At 41.5% G+C, this 17,111-nt stretch carries 17 protein-coding genes; 4 read left to right on the top strand and 13 right to left on the bottom strand.

Annotated elements, in window-relative coordinates; translation table 11 throughout:
* Window positions 1-113: 113 nt before the first annotated feature.
* Entirely contained in the window at window positions 114-626 is a 513-nt protein-coding gene (locus tag J7I93_RS20425; RefSeq protein ID WP_214728005.1) for a hypothetical protein, read from the bottom strand.
* A 162-nt stretch (window positions 627-788) separates the two neighbouring features.
* On the opposite strand from J7I93_RS20425, the gene J7I93_RS20420 reads away from it, so the two are divergent.
* Window positions 789-1,235: a YtoQ family protein gene (locus tag J7I93_RS20420; protein WP_214728003.1), complete on the top strand. Its 447-nt coding sequence runs from the start codon at window positions 789-791 to the stop codon at window positions 1,233-1,235.
* Between the two features lie 22 nt (window positions 1,236-1,257).
* Here J7I93_RS20420 and J7I93_RS20415 read toward each other — a convergent pair whose 3' ends face one another.
* Window positions 1,258-1,770 (bottom strand): DUF84 family protein, encoded by a 513-nt coding sequence (locus J7I93_RS20415; protein ID WP_214728001.1) that lies wholly within the window; start codon window positions 1,768-1,770, stop codon window positions 1,258-1,260.
* 239 nt (window positions 1,771-2,009) lie between these two features.
* Window positions 2,010-3,083, bottom strand: a complete 1,074-nt coding sequence (locus J7I93_RS20410; protein WP_214727999.1) for a M42 family metallopeptidase — start codon at window positions 3,081-3,083, stop codon at window positions 2,010-2,012.
* 359 nt (window positions 3,084-3,442) lie between these two features.
* Here J7I93_RS20410 and J7I93_RS20405 point away from each other — a divergent pair, with 359 nt between their 5' ends.
* On the top strand, window positions 3,443-3,757 hold the full coding sequence (locus J7I93_RS20405; protein ID WP_214727997.1) for a PepSY domain-containing protein: 315 nt from the start codon (window positions 3,443-3,445) through the stop codon (window positions 3,755-3,757).
* A gap of 21 nt (window positions 3,758-3,778) precedes the next feature.
* On the opposite strand, the gene J7I93_RS20400 is transcribed toward J7I93_RS20405, so the two are convergent.
* A complete protein-coding gene (locus J7I93_RS20400; RefSeq protein ID WP_214727996.1) occupies window positions 3,779-4,624 on the bottom strand; it encodes a YtnP family quorum-quenching lactonase in 846 nt (281 codons plus the stop codon).
* Window positions 4,625-4,742: 118 nt separating this feature from the next.
* Window positions 4,743-5,381, bottom strand: a complete 639-nt coding sequence (gene trmB, locus J7I93_RS20395) for a tRNA (guanosine(46)-N7)-methyltransferase TrmB (protein ID WP_214727995.1) — start codon at window positions 5,379-5,381, stop codon at window positions 4,743-4,745.
* Between the two features lie 353 nt (window positions 5,382-5,734).
* Between trmB and J7I93_RS20390 the strand changes: the two genes are divergently transcribed.
* Window positions 5,735-6,013, top strand: coding sequence for a YtzH-like family protein (locus J7I93_RS20390; RefSeq protein WP_214728011.1), 279 nt, complete (start codon window positions 5,735-5,737; stop codon window positions 6,011-6,013).
* A gap of 2 nt (window positions 6,014-6,015) precedes the next feature.
* On the opposite strand, the gene J7I93_RS20385 is transcribed toward J7I93_RS20390, so the two are convergent.
* The 5 genes from J7I93_RS20385 to thpR form a co-directional block, all read right to left on the bottom strand.
* The gene (locus J7I93_RS20385; RefSeq protein ID WP_214727994.1) at window positions 6,016-6,789 is read right to left on the bottom strand and encodes a phosphotransferase family protein; all 774 of its coding nucleotides are present in this window, start codon (window positions 6,787-6,789) and stop codon (window positions 6,016-6,018) included.
* A gap of 504 nt (window positions 6,790-7,293) precedes the next feature.
* On the bottom strand, window positions 7,294-9,441 hold the full coding sequence (gene pulA, locus J7I93_RS20380; RefSeq protein ID WP_214727993.1) for a type I pullulanase: 2,148 nt from the start codon (window positions 9,439-9,441) through the stop codon (window positions 7,294-7,296).
* 16 nt (window positions 9,442-9,457) lie between these two features.
* Complete coding sequence (locus tag J7I93_RS20375; RefSeq protein ID WP_214727992.1) at window positions 9,458-10,432, bottom strand: diacylglycerol/lipid kinase family protein; 975 nt, start codon at window positions 10,430-10,432, stop codon at window positions 9,458-9,460.
* On the bottom strand, window positions 10,429-11,409 hold the full coding sequence (locus tag J7I93_RS20370; protein ID WP_214727991.1) for an NERD domain-containing protein: 981 nt from the start codon (window positions 11,407-11,409) through the stop codon (window positions 10,429-10,431). Before J7I93_RS20370 ends, J7I93_RS20375 begins: the two co-directional genes overlap by 4 nt.
* Before the next feature lie 66 nt (window positions 11,410-11,475).
* Window positions 11,476-12,051: an RNA 2',3'-cyclic phosphodiesterase gene (thpR, locus tag J7I93_RS20365; protein ID WP_214727990.1), complete on the bottom strand. Its 576-nt coding sequence runs from the start codon at window positions 12,049-12,051 to the stop codon at window positions 11,476-11,478.
* 297 nt (window positions 12,052-12,348) lie between these two features.
* Here thpR and cysK point away from each other — a divergent pair, with 297 nt between their 5' ends.
* The gene (gene cysK / locus J7I93_RS20360; protein WP_214727989.1) at window positions 12,349-13,281 is read left to right on the top strand and encodes a cysteine synthase A; all 933 of its coding nucleotides are present in this window, start codon (window positions 12,349-12,351) and stop codon (window positions 13,279-13,281) included.
* Window positions 13,282-13,642: 361 nt separating this feature from the next.
* Here the strand turns inward: cysK and dat are convergent, their stop codons facing one another.
* From dat to J7I93_RS20345, 3 genes are all read right to left on the bottom strand, one after another.
* The gene (gene dat, locus J7I93_RS20355; protein ID WP_214727987.1) at window positions 13,643-14,512 is read right to left on the bottom strand and encodes a D-amino-acid transaminase; all 870 of its coding nucleotides are present in this window, start codon (window positions 14,510-14,512) and stop codon (window positions 13,643-13,645) included.
* A gap of 85 nt (window positions 14,513-14,597) precedes the next feature.
* Window positions 14,598-16,016, bottom strand: a complete 1,419-nt coding sequence (gene pepV / locus J7I93_RS20350; RefSeq protein ID WP_214727985.1) for a dipeptidase PepV — start codon at window positions 16,014-16,016, stop codon at window positions 14,598-14,600.
* A 16-nt stretch (window positions 16,017-16,032) separates the two neighbouring features.
* Window positions 16,033-16,989 carry a potassium channel family protein gene (locus J7I93_RS20345; protein WP_353050280.1) on the bottom strand — a complete coding sequence of 319 codons (957 nt, stop codon included), beginning with the start codon at window positions 16,987-16,989 and terminating at the stop codon, window positions 16,033-16,035.
* Between the last annotated feature and the right edge of the window lie 122 nt (window positions 16,990-17,111).

The following is a 17,111-nucleotide window of genomic DNA, read 5'->3' as shown; positions in this document are numbered from 1 at the left end:
CCAACAAATATTATAGAACCTAAAAAACAACAGAGTTTGCGAAAATAGCTTTTATTTAAAACTACTCTAATACTGATATCCAAAATAAAAAACGAAGGGCAAATGCCCTTCGTTTAGTTCTTTACCTTGACGGAGTTGACAATCTCCATCATAGTAGCGGCGTCAGATGATAAATGTTTGGTTTTGGATTGAGTGGATATTTTTACGCCGCCAATTCCGACGATCAGTTCATTTTCGTCTTTTTTATCGCTGTTGATTAATAGGAATCCCCTATGTCCATCTTTGGTATAGGTTTCATTCACATCATAATCCTTTTTCTGCTTTACCGTTGCATCGTAGACAACTTTGCTGTTCGGGCCTTCATGAGGATTGTAAAATAGAATATACGTTTTTGATCCATTTTTTAAAATGATGTTATTAGGGCTTTCCTCTTTTACTTCTACCCCGAAAGGCAAATAATATTCTATATCTTTATTCTTATGATTGGTCTTTTCAGATGTTTTGTTGAATGCTTCCTCTGCAGCATTCTTAGCGGCTGTTTGCTCTTCTTCTAATGATGCTGAACAAGCACTGAGCAGTAGTACTGAAATAATAAAGAGCAAGGCTGCGGTGAATCTTTTATTCATACTAAAATCCCCCCTTGCCAGGAAATCTATCATCCTTACTTATCATACATTTCTTCTTAATAGTCTGACAACCCTTCTTGTTGGAAATGACAGCCTTTTCAGTGCGTTACTTCTTAGAAGAAATGTTAAAATATAAGAATCATGCATAAAGGAGGAAAAATTATGGAAATAACCGTATATTTAGCGGGCGAAATTCACTCCAATTGGCGCAGCGAATTAAAAGAGAAAGCAAAATCTCTTCAGCTTCCCATTCACTTTGCAGGGCCAATGGAGAACCATGACCGTTCAGACATGATTGGTGAGGAGATCCTTGGGAAACAGCCTGATGCCATCTTCCGGGATGAAGCAGCTTCAAGCATCAATAATTTAAGAACGCAGCTTCTCATGCAGAAATCTGATCTTGTGATTGCTTTATTCGGAGAAAAATATAAACAGTGGAATACCGCTATGGATGCCAGCGCAGCTGTTACTTTAGGCAAGCCGCTGATCCTGATCCGGCCTAAGGAGCTTCACCATCCATTAAAGGAGCTTTCAAGCAAAGCCAATGTTACTGTTGAAACGGTTAACCAGGCATTAAAAGTATTATCCTATATCTTTGAAACCGAATAAAAAATAGGGGTTAGCCGTAGTGCTACCCCCTTTTTCTATATTCGTATTGTCCAATCAGCAACTTCATAACATGAGAGAACATTTCTGACCGATTTACCTGCCCATTCGTAAAGATCCCTACCGCCCCTTCATTTTTGCGGACATTTATTTTTTTAGCGTAATCATCCATAACCGGTCCTAGCTCTTCGCCAGAAAGCAGTCTTGCCGAAATTTCTTCCGGAAGCGGAATCCTCGCTCCTCCCCCGATAATAGGAGGCTTACCTTCCTCTGCCAATGCACCCCAGTTGCATAAGAAAAGACCGTACTCTGTTTTATGCACGCCTCCTTCAAGGCCAATGCCAATTTGGCCTCCGGCTATTTTAAGCGCTCCAAATGCTCGATTGATCGCACCTTTAATGGTTTCTTCATCAGAAAATGGCTGGTCACTTACGCCTGATGGCACGTCATACGGAATGATTCCAGCTTCATAATCGCTAAAAGCTGTTTGCACCGCCATAATTTTTGCCGGATTCTTTGAACCAATAATGATTTTCATAAGCTGCTCCTTTCTGGAAAAATGCAAGCGCCTTGACCAGCTCGACAAGTACAAGACGAGCTTCACAGGAAGGCGTTCTTTGCCTTATGGGAAGGATCAGTTTGTGACCTCGAGGGGTTAGGCGTGCTGTGTTTAAGCTGCCGAAGCATTCCTTTGTGGAACTTGAAAGTACTCAAAGTTCAAATTTATATTTTTCTCACTCATTGGAAAAAGAGACAGCATTGCTGTCTCTCAAACAATTAACTATTTTGACGAATCGTTTCCACTGTAGAACGGTCACATGATTTAACAAGTTTTACAAGCAGCTCTTTTGCTGCAGCATAATCATCCACATGGACCATAGAAGCATGGGTATGAATATAACGGGAGCAAATGCCGATAACCGCACTTGGAACACCTTCATTTGAGATATGAACCTTGCCTGCATCTGTTCCGCCTTGCGATACAAAATATTGATACGGAATGTTATGTGTTTCAGCCGTATCAAGAACAAATTCTCTCATTCCACGATGAGTTACCATCGAACGATCCAGAATTCGGAGAAGGGCTCCCTTGCCTAAATGGCCGAATTCATTTTTGTCGCCGGTCATGTCGTTGGCTGGGCTCGCATCCAAAGCGAAGAAAATGTCAGGATTGATCATATTCGCCGCTGTCTGCGCACCCCTTAAGCCCACTTCTTCCTGTACAGTCGCTCCGGAATAAAGGATATTTGGCAGCTTTTCGGCTTGGACTTCTTCCAAAAGTTCAACTGCCAAACCGCAGCCATAGCGGTTATCCCATGCCTTGGCCAATATTTTCTTTTCATTTGCCATTGGCGTAAACGGACAAATAGGAAGAATTTGCTGCCCAGGCTTTATGCCGATTTTTTTTGCGTCTTCCCGGTCATCAGCACCAATATCAATCAGCATATTTTTAATTTCCATTGGCTTGTTGCGCTTTGCTTCATCCAAAAGGTGCGGGGGGATGGAACCAATTACACCTGTAACGGGGCCATTGTCCGTAATAATCTGGACTCTTTGTGCAAGAAGAACCTGGCTCCACCAGCCGCCAAGCGTCTGGAATCGGATCATGCCATTATCCGTTATGGAGGTAACCATGAAACCTACTTCATCCATATGGCCTGCTACCATAACAGTCGGACCGTTTTCATCTCCTCTTCTTACGCCAAAGATGCCTCCAAGCTTATCCTGGACCACTTCATCCGTATACTGGCTGATTTGTTCGCGCATAAATTTGCGCACTAAATATTCGTTCCCGGGTGCTCCCGGCAATTCTGTCAATGTTTTAAAAAGCTGCAATGTTTTTTCGTTCATTTTTCTGCTCCTTTAACACTCGCATAGATTGGTTTTGAATTATGTATATTTCTATTTTACAGAACTTTCATACGGCTTGCCACCATTTCAGACGCAAACTTCGTTAATCAAAATTTTATTCCCTCTTACAAAAGATTCATGAACAAAAAGGATTAGCAATGGGATCAATTGACCGTAAACGTCCAGTTCGTTCAACCTGCTATTAGCAGAGAATGGAAATTCGCTTTATTGCGATACGTTATTTATTTTAGTGTTAGCCTTTTTTTGGTAAGATAGAAGTGTGTTAAAGTTATCCGAATTTTTTTGAAAACTATTTTAAGATCCGCTTTTTTTTATCATCCGCTTTGGGAGGTACACTTATGAACTGGAAATCATTTATTTTAGGCGTAGGGGTTGGCTTGGCTGGCGGATACGCTGCAAGGGAACTGCTATCACAAAATGCTTCCGTTTCTCCGGAGAAAGCTTTGGAAAATGCAAAGGAAGCATTCAAACAGGAGGGGCCGATAAGCGGCTCGTGGATTCAAATGAAGGCTGAGCCCTATGAAAAGGGGCATTTGAAATACCAAGTATATAAAGGCGGCATTTCAACATTTTCCGGTGAAAAAGCCGAGCAGTACGAATTTATTGCCGATGCAGGGACTGGAGCTATTTTGGACGTTTTTCCGCTGCATTAAAAAATCCCCGAATGGGGATTTTTATTTTCTTTCTCTTTCCACTTTATCTGAGAAGCTTCTTCCTGTTTCATCCCATTTTACTGCGCGGTAAAATGCATCGTGGTAAAAGGTGAACCAAGCATTATTTTTCATTCCGTATTCCATCCATTTTTGTTTGGCACTGATTGAATCCATTGGATAATCATCGTAAGCCAGTACCCATAATACATTTTGGTGTGCATGTGTTGGCATGATATCAGCCATATGGACAATAATGTCGTTGCCGTCTTCTATGACGAGGATAGAATGTCCGTCGCTATGTCCGCCGGTATGCACCATTTTAATAGGACCAAGCGTCCATTCTCTTTCAAAAACCTCTACTTGGTTTTCTATTGCCTCCCAATTTTCTTTCCAATATGTATTTCTTGACCGAATATTCGGGTTTCTCATCTCTTCCCACTCAATTGCTGAGGCAATGATTTTGGCATTCGGGAAAACAGAAACAAATCCACCGTCTGCTGGTTTTGTCAGACCGCATGCATGATCAAAATGAAGATGCGTCATTAGTATATAATCGATATCATCAGGAGATAGGCCCTGCTCAGCCAGGTCCTGTATAACATTAGACTCTTCAAGAGCCCCAAAGTTGCGCTTTTGTTTTTCATCCAGCTTGCCATTTCCCAATCCAGACTCCACTAAAATACTTTTGCCATCAGCTTGAATCAAAATCGGATCTGACCGCAATTCGATTTGATTTTTGTCATTGCAAGGATATTTTTTTGACCATAACGGCTTAGGAACAACCCCAAACATCGCTCCTCCATCAAGATGCGTTACCCCGCCGCGAAGCCAGGTAAGCTTTATGTTTTGCAGTTCCAATGTTTCCATATTTCTCTCCTCCAAACAAGTGATCTAACTTTATAGTAACACTTAAACTTTCATTTGTAGAAATATTTAAATTATTCATTGGATTAAAAAAAGCCTACCCAAAGGGATAGACTCTAGCTTATCTATACTGCACTTCACATCTGTAAATGCGATTTCCTTTTGAAGAAAACTTCTCCTCATATTCAGTCATAATATTGCCTTCATATTCGCTGTTATGCAGATCAAGGCTCACATAAGTCAGCAGCATGCCGTATTCAGAAAAGCTCATTAGAGAAGATTCAAATAAGCCCTGGTTATCAGTCTTAAAGTGAATTTCTCCTTTATCAATGAGGATGTTTTCATATATTTCCAGAAAACTTCTATAGGTCAGCCTGCGCTTTGCATGGCGTTTTTTTGGCCAGGGATCTGAGAAGTTGAGGTATACACGGTCGACTTCTCCTTTATCAAAATACTCTTGCAGATCATTCGCATTTACATTTAGCAGCTTTACATTAGGCAGTTCTTCTTCAATGATCCGGTCAAGAGCCGTGACAATAACACTGTCAGCCAGTTCAATCCCGATGTAATTGATATCCGGATTAGCTTTTGCCATTCCAGTGATAAAACGGCCTTTACCTGTTCCAATTTCAATATGAAGCGGCTGGTTCTTATCAAATGCTTCATTCCATTTCCCTTTATATTTTTCAGGTTCAGAGATCACATATTGAGGGTGCTCGGCTAATTTATCCTTAGCCCACGGTTTATTTCGCTGTCGCATATTGACACTCCTAAAAATTAATATCGTTCAAACAATATCATGCAAATTGTAGTGGTGCAACTTTATTTTACCTTGTCTGTTTTCTAAAATGATTTATTGATGATTTTAGTGTAACCAATTCGCCCCTGGAACAAATAAATTACAGATGACGACATGAATAAATTAAAAAGGAATCCACAACCTAAAGGTGAATTCCTTTTTGTTTTTCCCGCATTAACGCAGTTCGTCCCCAAGAAAATCAAATGGTGAATCAAAGGGGCGCAAGTGCCAACTGCCGGCAAAAGCCCAATTGATAACCAGCAGCGGGAGTTTCACTTATCTATCTTCAGATTCAGGAAGAAAGGGTGTTTGCAATGCCGCTTGGACAGCAGGATCAGTTAAATTTATTAAAAGATATATTAAGCAATCACCAGACAGATTGCTGTGGCTCTATTTCAGAATGTGAACAATTGGAACGGCTGGTTAAATCCTTAATGGTCAATGGCAATATTAATCAAAATGTCAAAACAGTATTAGAAGAAATATATGAGTACAGTCAGCATGGGATAAATTCTTCCCAGTTGGATAATCATATTGAATCCCATCAGAATGAATTATCACAATGGGTTCATGATATCGATCAGTTTTCCTGATTTTACAGCAGCTCATCCAAAAACGAAACCCATTTATCCATTTCCTGGTACCTGAACTTATTTTTATGCCATTGGATAGAAGTCAATGTTTGAGCAATGACATACCATTTCATTCGAAGCATCAGATCATCAGTAAGCTCGATGCCATAACGTTCTACCCAATTAGGCCATTCCCCTTTTGGGATATACCAGTACAACAGCATCCCCAAATCTATGGCTGGATCCGCAATCATGGCTCCATCCCAATCAATCAAGTACAGCTGGTTGTTTTCCGAAAGCAGCCAGTTGTTATGATTCACATCGCAATGGCAAACTGTTTTTTCCTCACAATGGATATTGGCAACCTCTTTTTTCAAGAAATCAATTGACTCAATGACAGCTCTCAGCTGCTTTAAATCGGAATCAAGTTCTTCCTCAATCATATGCAAAAGTGTTTCAGGCTGCAGCGGGGACTTTCCCATCCGTGTAAGCATGCCCAGCAAAGCATTTGAAGAATGAATTTTCTTCAACAGCTTTGCAACGCTTTCCTGGTTCATGTCCCCTGCTTTAAGCTCTCTTCCATTTAACCATTGCTGAGCAGTAATGACATCCCCATTTTCCATCCTTTTCGTCCAGACGAGCTTCGGGACGATGCCTTCAGCAGAAAGAACTGCCAGAAAGGGCGAGGAATTCCTTTTTAAAAATAGCCTTTGCTCTTCATGCTGGGCATAAAAAGCTTCACCCGTCGCACCTCCGGCGGGAACAATCTCCCAGTCATGTCCAAATAAATGTTCCAAAATTGTTCACCTGCAATTTAGTAAGCTATTTTTTCAAAAATAGCTTTAGTTGAAAAACGTAAGCCCTGGTTAATGGCAATCAAAACTTAATTCTCCCGGCCGATCTGGAATGGCCTATCCAGAAAAAGCTTTCTACCGGATAAGCAAAAACTCATATGGGCATATGGTAAATTTATATTTCAAAAAGTCCATACATAGCCTGTAAAATCGGGTAAATCATACAACGCACCTATACCACGCAGGGTAAACAGGCGAATATATTTTATATGAGGCCCCTTGTTCCAAGGGACGCAGATTGATATCGTAAAATAAAAAAAGAGCTATTGATGCAAGTTTCTCACAATAGCCATCTTTATAAATTTTATTCTTACTAGCTTTTTTCGTCAAGTGTATCTATTTAGGTTTCCGGAATATTGAACGAAAAAATGAAGAACATTCGTCCAATTCCTGCTGTTTTTTCTATATAAGGATAATGTTTACAAAATTAAAGTTTATCCAGCTTTGTTATTGCCTGCAAACCAATACATAGGTGCTGATCGGCATTACGGTTAAACTTTGGGCCATTTTCCCCTTAGGTATTAACCCTGCAGTTTGCCCATCCGCAAGTAGTTCCCAATCCCCGTCTGGCAGTTCTACCCTCTCTTCAGCCATGGTAGGATTGAAAACTACAGCAGCCCGGCTCCACAAAGTATTTTCCTCTCCACTGCTTAAAACAAAACCAATCAATGGCTTCTTCATATCAATAAACCGCATGGAACTTCGGATTAAATCTGCACTTGCAAGCCTGAAAAGCGGGATATTTTTTCTTATATCAATGATTCCTTTAATATATTGAACATTATCAGAAAAACAGCTCTTCCGTTCCCAGTCAAGCTTATTTATGGAATCCGGTGCACGGTAGCTGTTTCCGTTCCCTTCTTTGGTGCGGAAAAATTCCAGGCCACTGTGCAGAAATGGAATCCCCTGCGAGAGAAGCACCATGACTGTAGTAAGGCGATGCTTTCTCTGCTGAGTGGTTTCATCTGCACTCTCGGAGCACACCAGAATTTTATCCCAAAGAGTGTGATTATCGTGTGATTCCACATAATTTACTGATTGGGCAGGAGACAGGAATATACCCTTTTCCTTTTTTTCAAGGCCAATACTGCCGGCCAAAACCTGCTTTGCCGCTTCATAATAGTGCTCATTTCCCAATGCATACCCTTTATCATACAAATTAAAAGTGCTGCCTTTAATGGAGTCCCGGAACCAGTCATTAAATTGGCCAATTCCAGGAATTTTATCCTGATTGCGGATGCTTGCCTTTTGATCCTCCGGGATTGGAGTATTCAAATCCCACCCTTCACCGATAATAATAGCAGTGGGGTCGATCGAATTTACTTTTCTCCGAACGCTGTTCATGGTTTCAATATCGAGTATACCCATTAAATCAAACCTAAACCCATCCAGCTGATATTCCTTCATCCAATACTCAACTGAATCAAGAATAAATTTTCTGGCCATCAGCCGTTCTGAAGCAAAGTCATTTCCGACTCCTGTACCATTTGAAGGCATTCCGAATTCGTCATGGCGAAAGAAGTAACCAGGCACAATTTTTTCAAAAGAAGAATCTTCTCTGATATAGACATGGTTATAAACCACGTCCATGATGACTCTTATCCCCTCGGAATGAACAGCGTTGATCATCGCCTTTAACTCCCTGATCCGTGAGTAAGGATCACCAGGATCAGTGGAATAACTTCCTTCAGGCGCATTAAAGTGCAAAGGATTATAGCCCCAATTATAGTCCTTTTTTGGGCCTCTTTCGTCCACACCTTCATAATCATGGAAAGGCAGGAATTCGATATGGGTTATGCCCAGCTGTTTTACATAGGAAAGGCAGGTTGGATGACCATCATTTCCAGTAGTGTTTACTTCACCGGCTCCAAGGTACAAGCCTTTCCTTGCGGCTCCGCTCCCCGGATGAATGGTAAAATCCCTGATATGCGTTTCATAAATGATTGCGTCTGTCGGCTGCAGGAGAGGAGGGAGCTCAGGCTTAACTTTTTTAGTGCTTTCCAGATTAACCACAGCCCCATATTCTCCATTAACAGCTACGGAAACAGCATAGGGATCAATTGCTTCTCTCCATTCAAGATTTACACAAACAAGGAACGAGTATAAATGACGATCGAGATCACCCGGAATCTCGCAGCTCCACACTCCTTTTTCCCCTCTGGCCATCTCTGCTGTTTTAGCTTTATCATCCACGGTTGCTTTTATCTTGAGCTTGACTTTAGTTGCAGTAGGGGCCCATAGCCTGAAGAGGGTCTTTTCTTTGCTATAAGAAAACCCCAATGGCCCTTCATAGTAAAATTCTTCGTCAAAAGGCACGGTTCGAATAACTGCCCCAATTTGCAGGTCGGTTTTTTCGCCATATTCGTCCACAACCCAGTATTGTTGCCCTATAACCAAATCCTGCTCAATCCGGCATGTATATTTAATGGACTCCTCAATCGGCATGCTGGTCACTATTTCCATTGGAATTTCCTCTGTACCTGCAAGCAGAGAGAACCTTGAGGAACGCCCTTGATGATATTGGAAAGGAAGTAAGATCGTAATGATGTGCATTTCATCTAAATAGGCATAATAGTTCCGTTCAATTGATATCATTGCGAGCTCATCTCCTTTACTTCCTCTTTTTTAAAATGACTGGTAGTTCATTCCTGCATACAGATACTGTTAATGGTGTGCACCCGAGAGGCTCTCCATCAGCATGGGCAGGGATAGGATGTGAAGAACGTATCCTAATCGTTTTGCCTTGAAGAAACGCTACCTCTTTAAATGCAACATGCTTTCCTTTAAAAACAGAAGCAAAAACAAACAATAGTTTAAACTTTGATATATTATGGACAATCGTCAGATTTAGAATTCCATCAAACGGATTAGCATCGGGAGATATCTTCATGCCGCCTCCATAAAACGGCTGATTGGATACGGTTACAAACCAGGCAGAATGAAAAGATTGTTTTCTCCCGTCTACCTCGATTTCTAGGGTGGAGCATTTATAGACAAACAGCTCTTTGATCAGAAAAAGAGCATAAACAAATTTCCCAAGTGATAATCGATTTAAAATTCCTTTCATTTTGGAACGGTTAACTTTTTCGGAGATTTGGGCATCAAAGCCTGCACCCATATTATTAATAAAGTATGTTTCGTTTTTTCCTGTGTGTCTGACCATTCCTATGTCGGTTCTGACTGTCTCAACATCTTTCCCCTTTAAAATCGCAATTAGTGCTGCTACTGGATCTTTGGGAACCCCAAATCCGCGGGAAAAGTCATTCCCCGAGCCCCCTGGAATAAACCCTACTGTCACATTCGGATACATGGCAGTTCCATTAATAACTTCATGAAGAGTTCCATCTCCTCCGACCGCAATAATAGATAATCTCTGGCCGCAGGCTTGTTCTGCATAGTACTCGGCCATCTCCTTGGCATGCCCTCTATATTCTGTGCGGCTGGCGGAATAGGGGACGTTTTCATGCTGCAGCACCTGCTCAACCTTCCTCCAGACCTTCTGGCAATAACCGTTCTTTGCCTGTGGGTTAATAATGAAAATGGTCGGCCTCATCTTATCTGTCCTCTGCTGAAGTGGAGGTTTCATTGATCATCCGAATTCTCCCACTCCAGCCTTCTGATTGATGTTGTCTGGCAATACTGAAGCAGGGCTTGAGCTCCCTTAAGCTGAATATGCTTCAGTGGGGAACGCTGGCTTCTCATTATTTGGAACCATTGCTCATAATTTCTTTTTTCAATAAGCTGGACATCAAAAGGGGCAGCAGGATAATCAATATACCCGTTTCGGCTAATGACTGCCTTTTTAATCGGAAAATCTATTTTATGGACCTCAAATACTTTACGGACAATCTTTTCCGTTCTGGTCAAAGCAAGCAACGGATTAAGAATCTTTCTCTGTTCCCCTGTTCCCTTTTTGATCCAGAACCTATCCTTTGAACCTGAAAATACTGCTAAATCTTCTGCTTCAAGAAAACTGATGCACCAAGTTTCGGTCGGGCTTATTAAAATAGTTTCTGTTTCCACAGGTGCCTGTTTCAGCAGAAAAATAGGATGGTACATTAACAGATAAGTATCAGGAAATCTCTGCAAAAAATACTTCAATTTTTCTTCATAATAGTATCGTTTATCAGGAAAAGACTTTTCCGTTAAAGTGGATGTAGCCCATTTCATTTGAAAACGGTAAAGCTGGTCAAGAAACTGATGTTTTAAATTCTCTGCCGTTTCCGGACGAACCATAAATGAAGCCTCAAAATCAAGTTCATCCGCTATCTTTTTTTCTTCCGGATGTTCTTGTGGACTATACTCATCTTCAGCTTCATTCTTTCCGCGTTTTAATAAACCCTTCAACTTATCCATAAGCGGTTCTTTTTCTTCCTCTGGCCAGTACCCGCCATTCCTTGATAGAGAGGACTGCGGCTCAAAGCTAAAGGCTTCATTTGAATCCCATGCTTTATGCCACTTATCCCATTGCTGTTTCTTCAGCCTGACAAAACGGGATGGATAGACAAAAATATCCTGTTCATAACGTGAAACATAGTCCTGCAATTTAATTAACTGTCCCATTTCTCCTAGCCCTGCTTTCATAAATAACTTCTATCTATTAATTTTAAAATGGTTATGTACCTAATTTTATTCCGGCAAAAGCGGAAAGATGGCAACACTTTCGTATTTAGGCGTTTTATCCAAGTATGTCTGATATAAGACGACCTCTGAAACGGTAAATTCAGGCGGGTTATCACGAAAAGGGTTATATTCATCCAGCATGCTTTTCTGAAATGAATCGATGCCGACCCATTTTCTCGCAATCGTAATATGGGGCTTAAAAGGTCTTGTCTCAAGTTCGAATCCTGCTTTCTTGCATGCGAAAAAAACTTTGTCCCTAAGAGTATGCAGCCGCTCTTCCCGTTGAGTGTCGCACCAAAATATTCTTGGCGTACTTTCTTTTCCAAAGACACCCAGCCGGTTAATGTATAGCGGAAACGGCTGTTCTCCTTTAATCGATTCAGCCACCAGCTTTTCAGCCGTCCGGAGCTTGTCCTCAGGCGCCGACCCAAGAAATGCTAACGTAATATGATAATCCTCATGATGAACCCAGCGGCTAAAACGGATATTCCCTTTTAAATCCTCAATGTATTCTTTCAGCCTATTCTTTGTCTCAGCCGGTATTTTGACCGCAAAGAAAAAATGAGCATTCTGATTTTCCAACTGATTCTACCTCCATATTTTTACCTATTTTATCAAACATCACATAAAATTGGCAGATTCTTTATGCCTGCCTGCTAATTCAGTATATTTGTTAAGAACTTAACCTAAATCCCTTTGATTTGATTGGAATAGTCTGTTTTAGGTATGATGAATATGATATAACATAAATATAGATTTCCTTATTGAGGATTGAATTAAACAGAACCACACAAAATAACAAGAGACTATAGCGAATATTCATTCCCTATCTTGCTTGTTATAAAAAATACCACCTTTATATGAAAGGGAGAGTCAGAGATGAAAATAGTCAATAATCTTGCAGATTTAATCGGAGATACTCCGCTTGTAAAATTAAACAGGCTGGCTCCTGAAAACGGCGCAAGCATTTATGGCAAGCTTGAGTTTTACAATCCTAGCCGAAGCGTAAAGGACCGTGCTGCTTTCAATATGATTGTTGAAGCAGAGAAAGCAGGCAAGCTTAAACCAGGCTCAACCATTATTGAACCAACAAGCGGTAACACAGGCATTGGGCTGGCGATGAACGCAGCAGCACGCGGCTATAAAGCTATTCTTGTTATGCCGGATACGATGACGGCGGAACGCATTAATATTTTAAAAGCATATGGTGCAGAAGTGGTCCTGACACCTGGAGATGAAAAAATGCCGGGTTCCATAAAAAAAGCTAATGAACTTGCTGCCGAAATTCCAGACAGCTTTGTACCCATGCAATTTGAAAACAATGCAAATCCGGATGCACATAGACATTCCACCGCCCTGGAAATTATCGACGGTATGAAACAGATCGGCAAGAACCTTTCCGCATTCGTGGCTACTGCGGGAACAGGCGGTACCATTACAGGGACAGGCGAGGTATTAAAAGAGAATTATCCAGGCTTGGAAGTGCACGTTGTTGAGCCAAAGGGTTCACCAGTATTATCAGGCGGAAAGCCAGGTAAACATAAACTCGTTGGCACAAGCCCTGGATTTGTCCCGGAAATACTCAATACGGATGTTTATGATGAAATTCATCAAATTAAGGATGAAGAAGCATATGATACAACGCGCAGATTGGCAAGGGAGGAAGGGATTCTTGTCGGCCCTTCATCAGGAGCAGCCTGCTATGCCGCCATCCAGGTGGCAAAAAGGCTGAAGCCGGAAGATGTCGTGGTATTTATCGTTTGCGATACAGGCGAAAGATATCTATCAAGCGATCTTTTTCAATTTGAATAAAATTTTTTGGCTGTTTCCTTAAACTTTGTTGCATTTAAACAAGTAGTGAGGAGAGGTTGATTTCCGCTCCAGGATGCTCCCTTTCCGTTGGGCGGGCGGTGAGCCTCCCGCAAAGTCTCGCACCTTACGCTCCAATCAACCAACTTATTTATCAATGTTCTTATTCACAAATCTATTTAAAAACAACTACCTCTTAGAGAACGACCAATTTTCAAGACCCCGGGAGTGAATTCGGGGTCTTTTGTTAGGCTGATTATGCCTCATTTTTTAGTGTAATTTCTGGAAACTAAGTGCTTAGGTGTAGGTTAAAGCCAGCATAATCTGAAATTAAAAAACAGCCGGGCTGTCCGGCTGCTCTGCATTATCTTAATTTTATCGTTAAATCCCCGCACTGCTTTTCAATTTCTTTTTCAAAAAGATCCTGCAAATTCCATGTAACTGGTCCAGGAGTTCCGCTGCCAACCGGCTTTCCTTCAATTTCTGTGATAGGTGTAATTTCCGCAGACGTACTGGACATAAATACTTCATCTGCGTGTTTTAAGCTCTCAAGCGTAAAAGCTGATTCTTCAACGGCAATTCCATTTTCATGGCAGATCTCATTAATTTTGCGGCGGGTAATGCCATTAAGAATCAGGTTAGTGGCAGGGTGGGTGTACACCTTGCCATCTTTTACAATGGCGATATTGGATGAGCTTCCTTCTGTTACTGTGTCTCCACGGTGCTGAATAGCTTCGTAGCAGCCGGACTGTGCCGCTTTTTGCTTTGCTATTATGTTTCCAAGCAAATTCAGGCTTTTAATATCGCAGCGCAGCCAGCGGATATCTTCTATTAAGAGAGCCTTTACGCCATTTTTCATGCTGTCAACCGGCCTTGCAGTTTCACGTGTATAAGCTGTGAATGCAGGCAGCACATCTGCACCAGGATAAGCATGGTTTCTTGGCGATGCACCTCTTGTAAATTGCATATAAACAATTCCCTGTTCCAGCTTATTTTTCATGATCATCTCTTCTAGCTGATGTTTTAGCTGTTCAACGGTATAAGGTATGTTCAATTCTATTTTCTTTCCGCTATCAAGCAGCCGGCCAAGGTGTTCAGCTGCTGTGAACATCTTTCCGTTGTAAATTCGGATAACCTCATAAACCCCATCACCAAATTGATAGCCGCGGTCTTCAATATCGACTTTCGCCTCGGAACGCTCGATAAATTCCCCATTCAAAATGACATATTCCATTCACACTGCCACTCCCTGCATCTGGTTTCTCGTATCAGTTATTTTCTAGTGTAAAATCTTTCAGCCATCATATCAGGTTTCAGCTCTATTTCGCAAGCTCATAAATGGCCTGTGCATAAATAGCTGTAGCTTTAAGCATGTCTTCAATAAACATATATTCATCTTTTTGATGAGCGATGTCTTCCCGGCCTGGGAATAGCGGACCGAAGGCAACACCTGACTTCAAGGAACGTGCATAAGTGCCACCTCCGATGGAAAGAAGCTCTGCCTTATCACCTGTCTGCTGTTCATACACTTTTTTCAGCGTTTGAATCAGGAAATCATCCTCTTCCACATGATGCGGCTTGGAATCCGTAAAATTTTCTAATCTGAAGTGCTCTTTTTCGATCAAGTTCTGCAATTTGTCTTTTGTTTCTGCCATATCATTTGTAACAGGATAACGTACATTAAAACCGAGACGGCCGCCATTCTCCTGGGTATAAGAAAGTTTGCCGACATTGACGGTTAAGTCGCCTGTTATATCATCCGAGCAGGCAATCCCCAGCTTCCTTCCTCTTGAATCATCGCATAAATAATGGGATATAAACTGGAAGTATTGGCACGCCTTCTCATCGATCTGAAGGGAAGCCAGGAAGGATGCCATCAGAATACCGGCATTCTTCCCATTGTCAGGCTCCATTCCATGAGCGGATACTCCCTGAAGTTCAAGAATCAGTTCTCCGTTATCTATGTAATACTTTCCTTTGAGTTCAGTCTTTTTTAGAAAGTCGATATACCTTTGTACGACCTCTGTCGGTTCGAGATGGACGACAAGGCTGGCTCTCGCAAAATCCGGAACCATATTATACCTTCTCCCTGACTGGAAAGAGGTTACTTCCGCCAATACCTCTCTTTCCGTTCCTTCATATTTGCCGATTTGCACAAGGTCAAAATCAGATATTCCCTTTTCCGCGTAAATAATCGGGAAGTCTGCATCTGGAGCAAATCCCATAGATGGCATTTCCTCATGTTTAAAATAGTGTTCCACACAGCGCCAATCGCTTTCTTCATCTGTACCGATAATCATGCGGACACGTTTGCTTAAAGGCAGCTCCATTTCTTTAACTATTTTCATGGCATAGTAAGCAGCCATTGTCGGTCCTTTGTCGTCAATTGCCCCTCTGGCGAATATCTTACCATCTCGGATTTCTGCGCCAAATGGATCGCTTGTCCAACCATCTCCTTCAGGAACAACATCAACATGGCATAACACTCCAACGATCTCTTCGCCTTCACCGAATTCCAAATGGCCTGCCAAATTGCCGACATTTTTCGCTGTGAATCTATCCTTTTCACCCAGCTCCAGCATAAAATCCAAAGCCTCCTTAACTCCTTCTCCAAGCGGAGCATTATCTGTGGCATTTTCTTCGTCAAGGAGACTTTTAATTCGGAGCAAATTTTGCGCATCTTCAATTAGGGCGTCTTTCCTTTTTTCCACTTCTTTTTTCCAATCCAGCACGTTCATACAATTTTCCTCCTTATTATTTGTCGGCTATCAAATTTGAGTATGTATCATGATCACAAATAATATATAAAATAGATCCTGGCGGTATCTTCTCATCAAGCCGGCGGTTAATATTCATATCCTGCCCCGAACTGATTAAGGTTGCTCCCTTTTCTAGCAAGCCATGAAAAGCATCCCTGTAGGTTGCCCACTTTGGGGATGCAGGAAGCTGATACAAATCTTCGCCCACTTTACGGCTCATCAGCTGCGAATATATGGTAGTCGCTCCATTGGAAAGGACAGCTTGTGCAGCCATTCTTGAGATCATTTCATCCGAAATGATAAACTCATCAACAGACACATGCTTAAATAGCTCCATATGCTTCTCAACCTTTAACTCCACTGTTATGTGAAGGTCGCCTGCGAGACGTTCGATTCCAGTGGCAATCAACAAAGATTTCCCATCTGTCAGCTGGTTATCTTCAATGGAGTCATCCGCAAATATAATAACACTTTTCGCTTCTTTAATATTGGCCCTTTCCAGTACTGCTTCATCTGCAGCATCCCCTTGAACAAAGTGGACATTATCATGCTTGACCGGCGTCTTTTCCATCATAGCAATCAGTACGATTTCTTTGCTGGGATCTGCCAGCCTGATTTCCTCAAGGGCATGCTCCGCTTTTTTAGACCAGCCAACCACTACAATATGATTTTTCCCATTATAACTCATTTTGCCCTCCTCTTGCTTAATACGAAATTGAGCAAAGCCTTCGACTAATTTTCCAATCACAATCCCGATAAGGCCAATCCCAATCAAGTACAAAAATACAGCGTATACTCTTCCGGCAACGGATACAGGAAAGAAATCACCATATCCTACAGTCGTTACAGTCGTCATTACCCACCAAAAGGAATCGAAGTAATTCGAAAAAGTCTCCGGTTCTATGAGAGTCATAATAATCGTACTAAAAATAATTAAAAATCCGCTTGAAATAAAAATCAGCCAATTATTCAGCGTATAAAGCCTTTTCAGAAACCTTCTAAAAAGAATGGTCCATCCCTCCTCATCTGACCTTATTATTATAAAGGAATCCCCCCGGCATTTTCCTCAAAAAT

The sequence above is a fragment of the Bacillus sp. ISL-47 genome, assembly GCF_018613175.1.
In the GTDB taxonomy this organism is placed as follows: domain Bacteria; phylum Bacillota; class Bacilli; order Bacillales; family Cytobacillaceae; genus Cytobacillus.
This window is presented reverse-complemented; position numbering and strand designations above follow the sequence as displayed.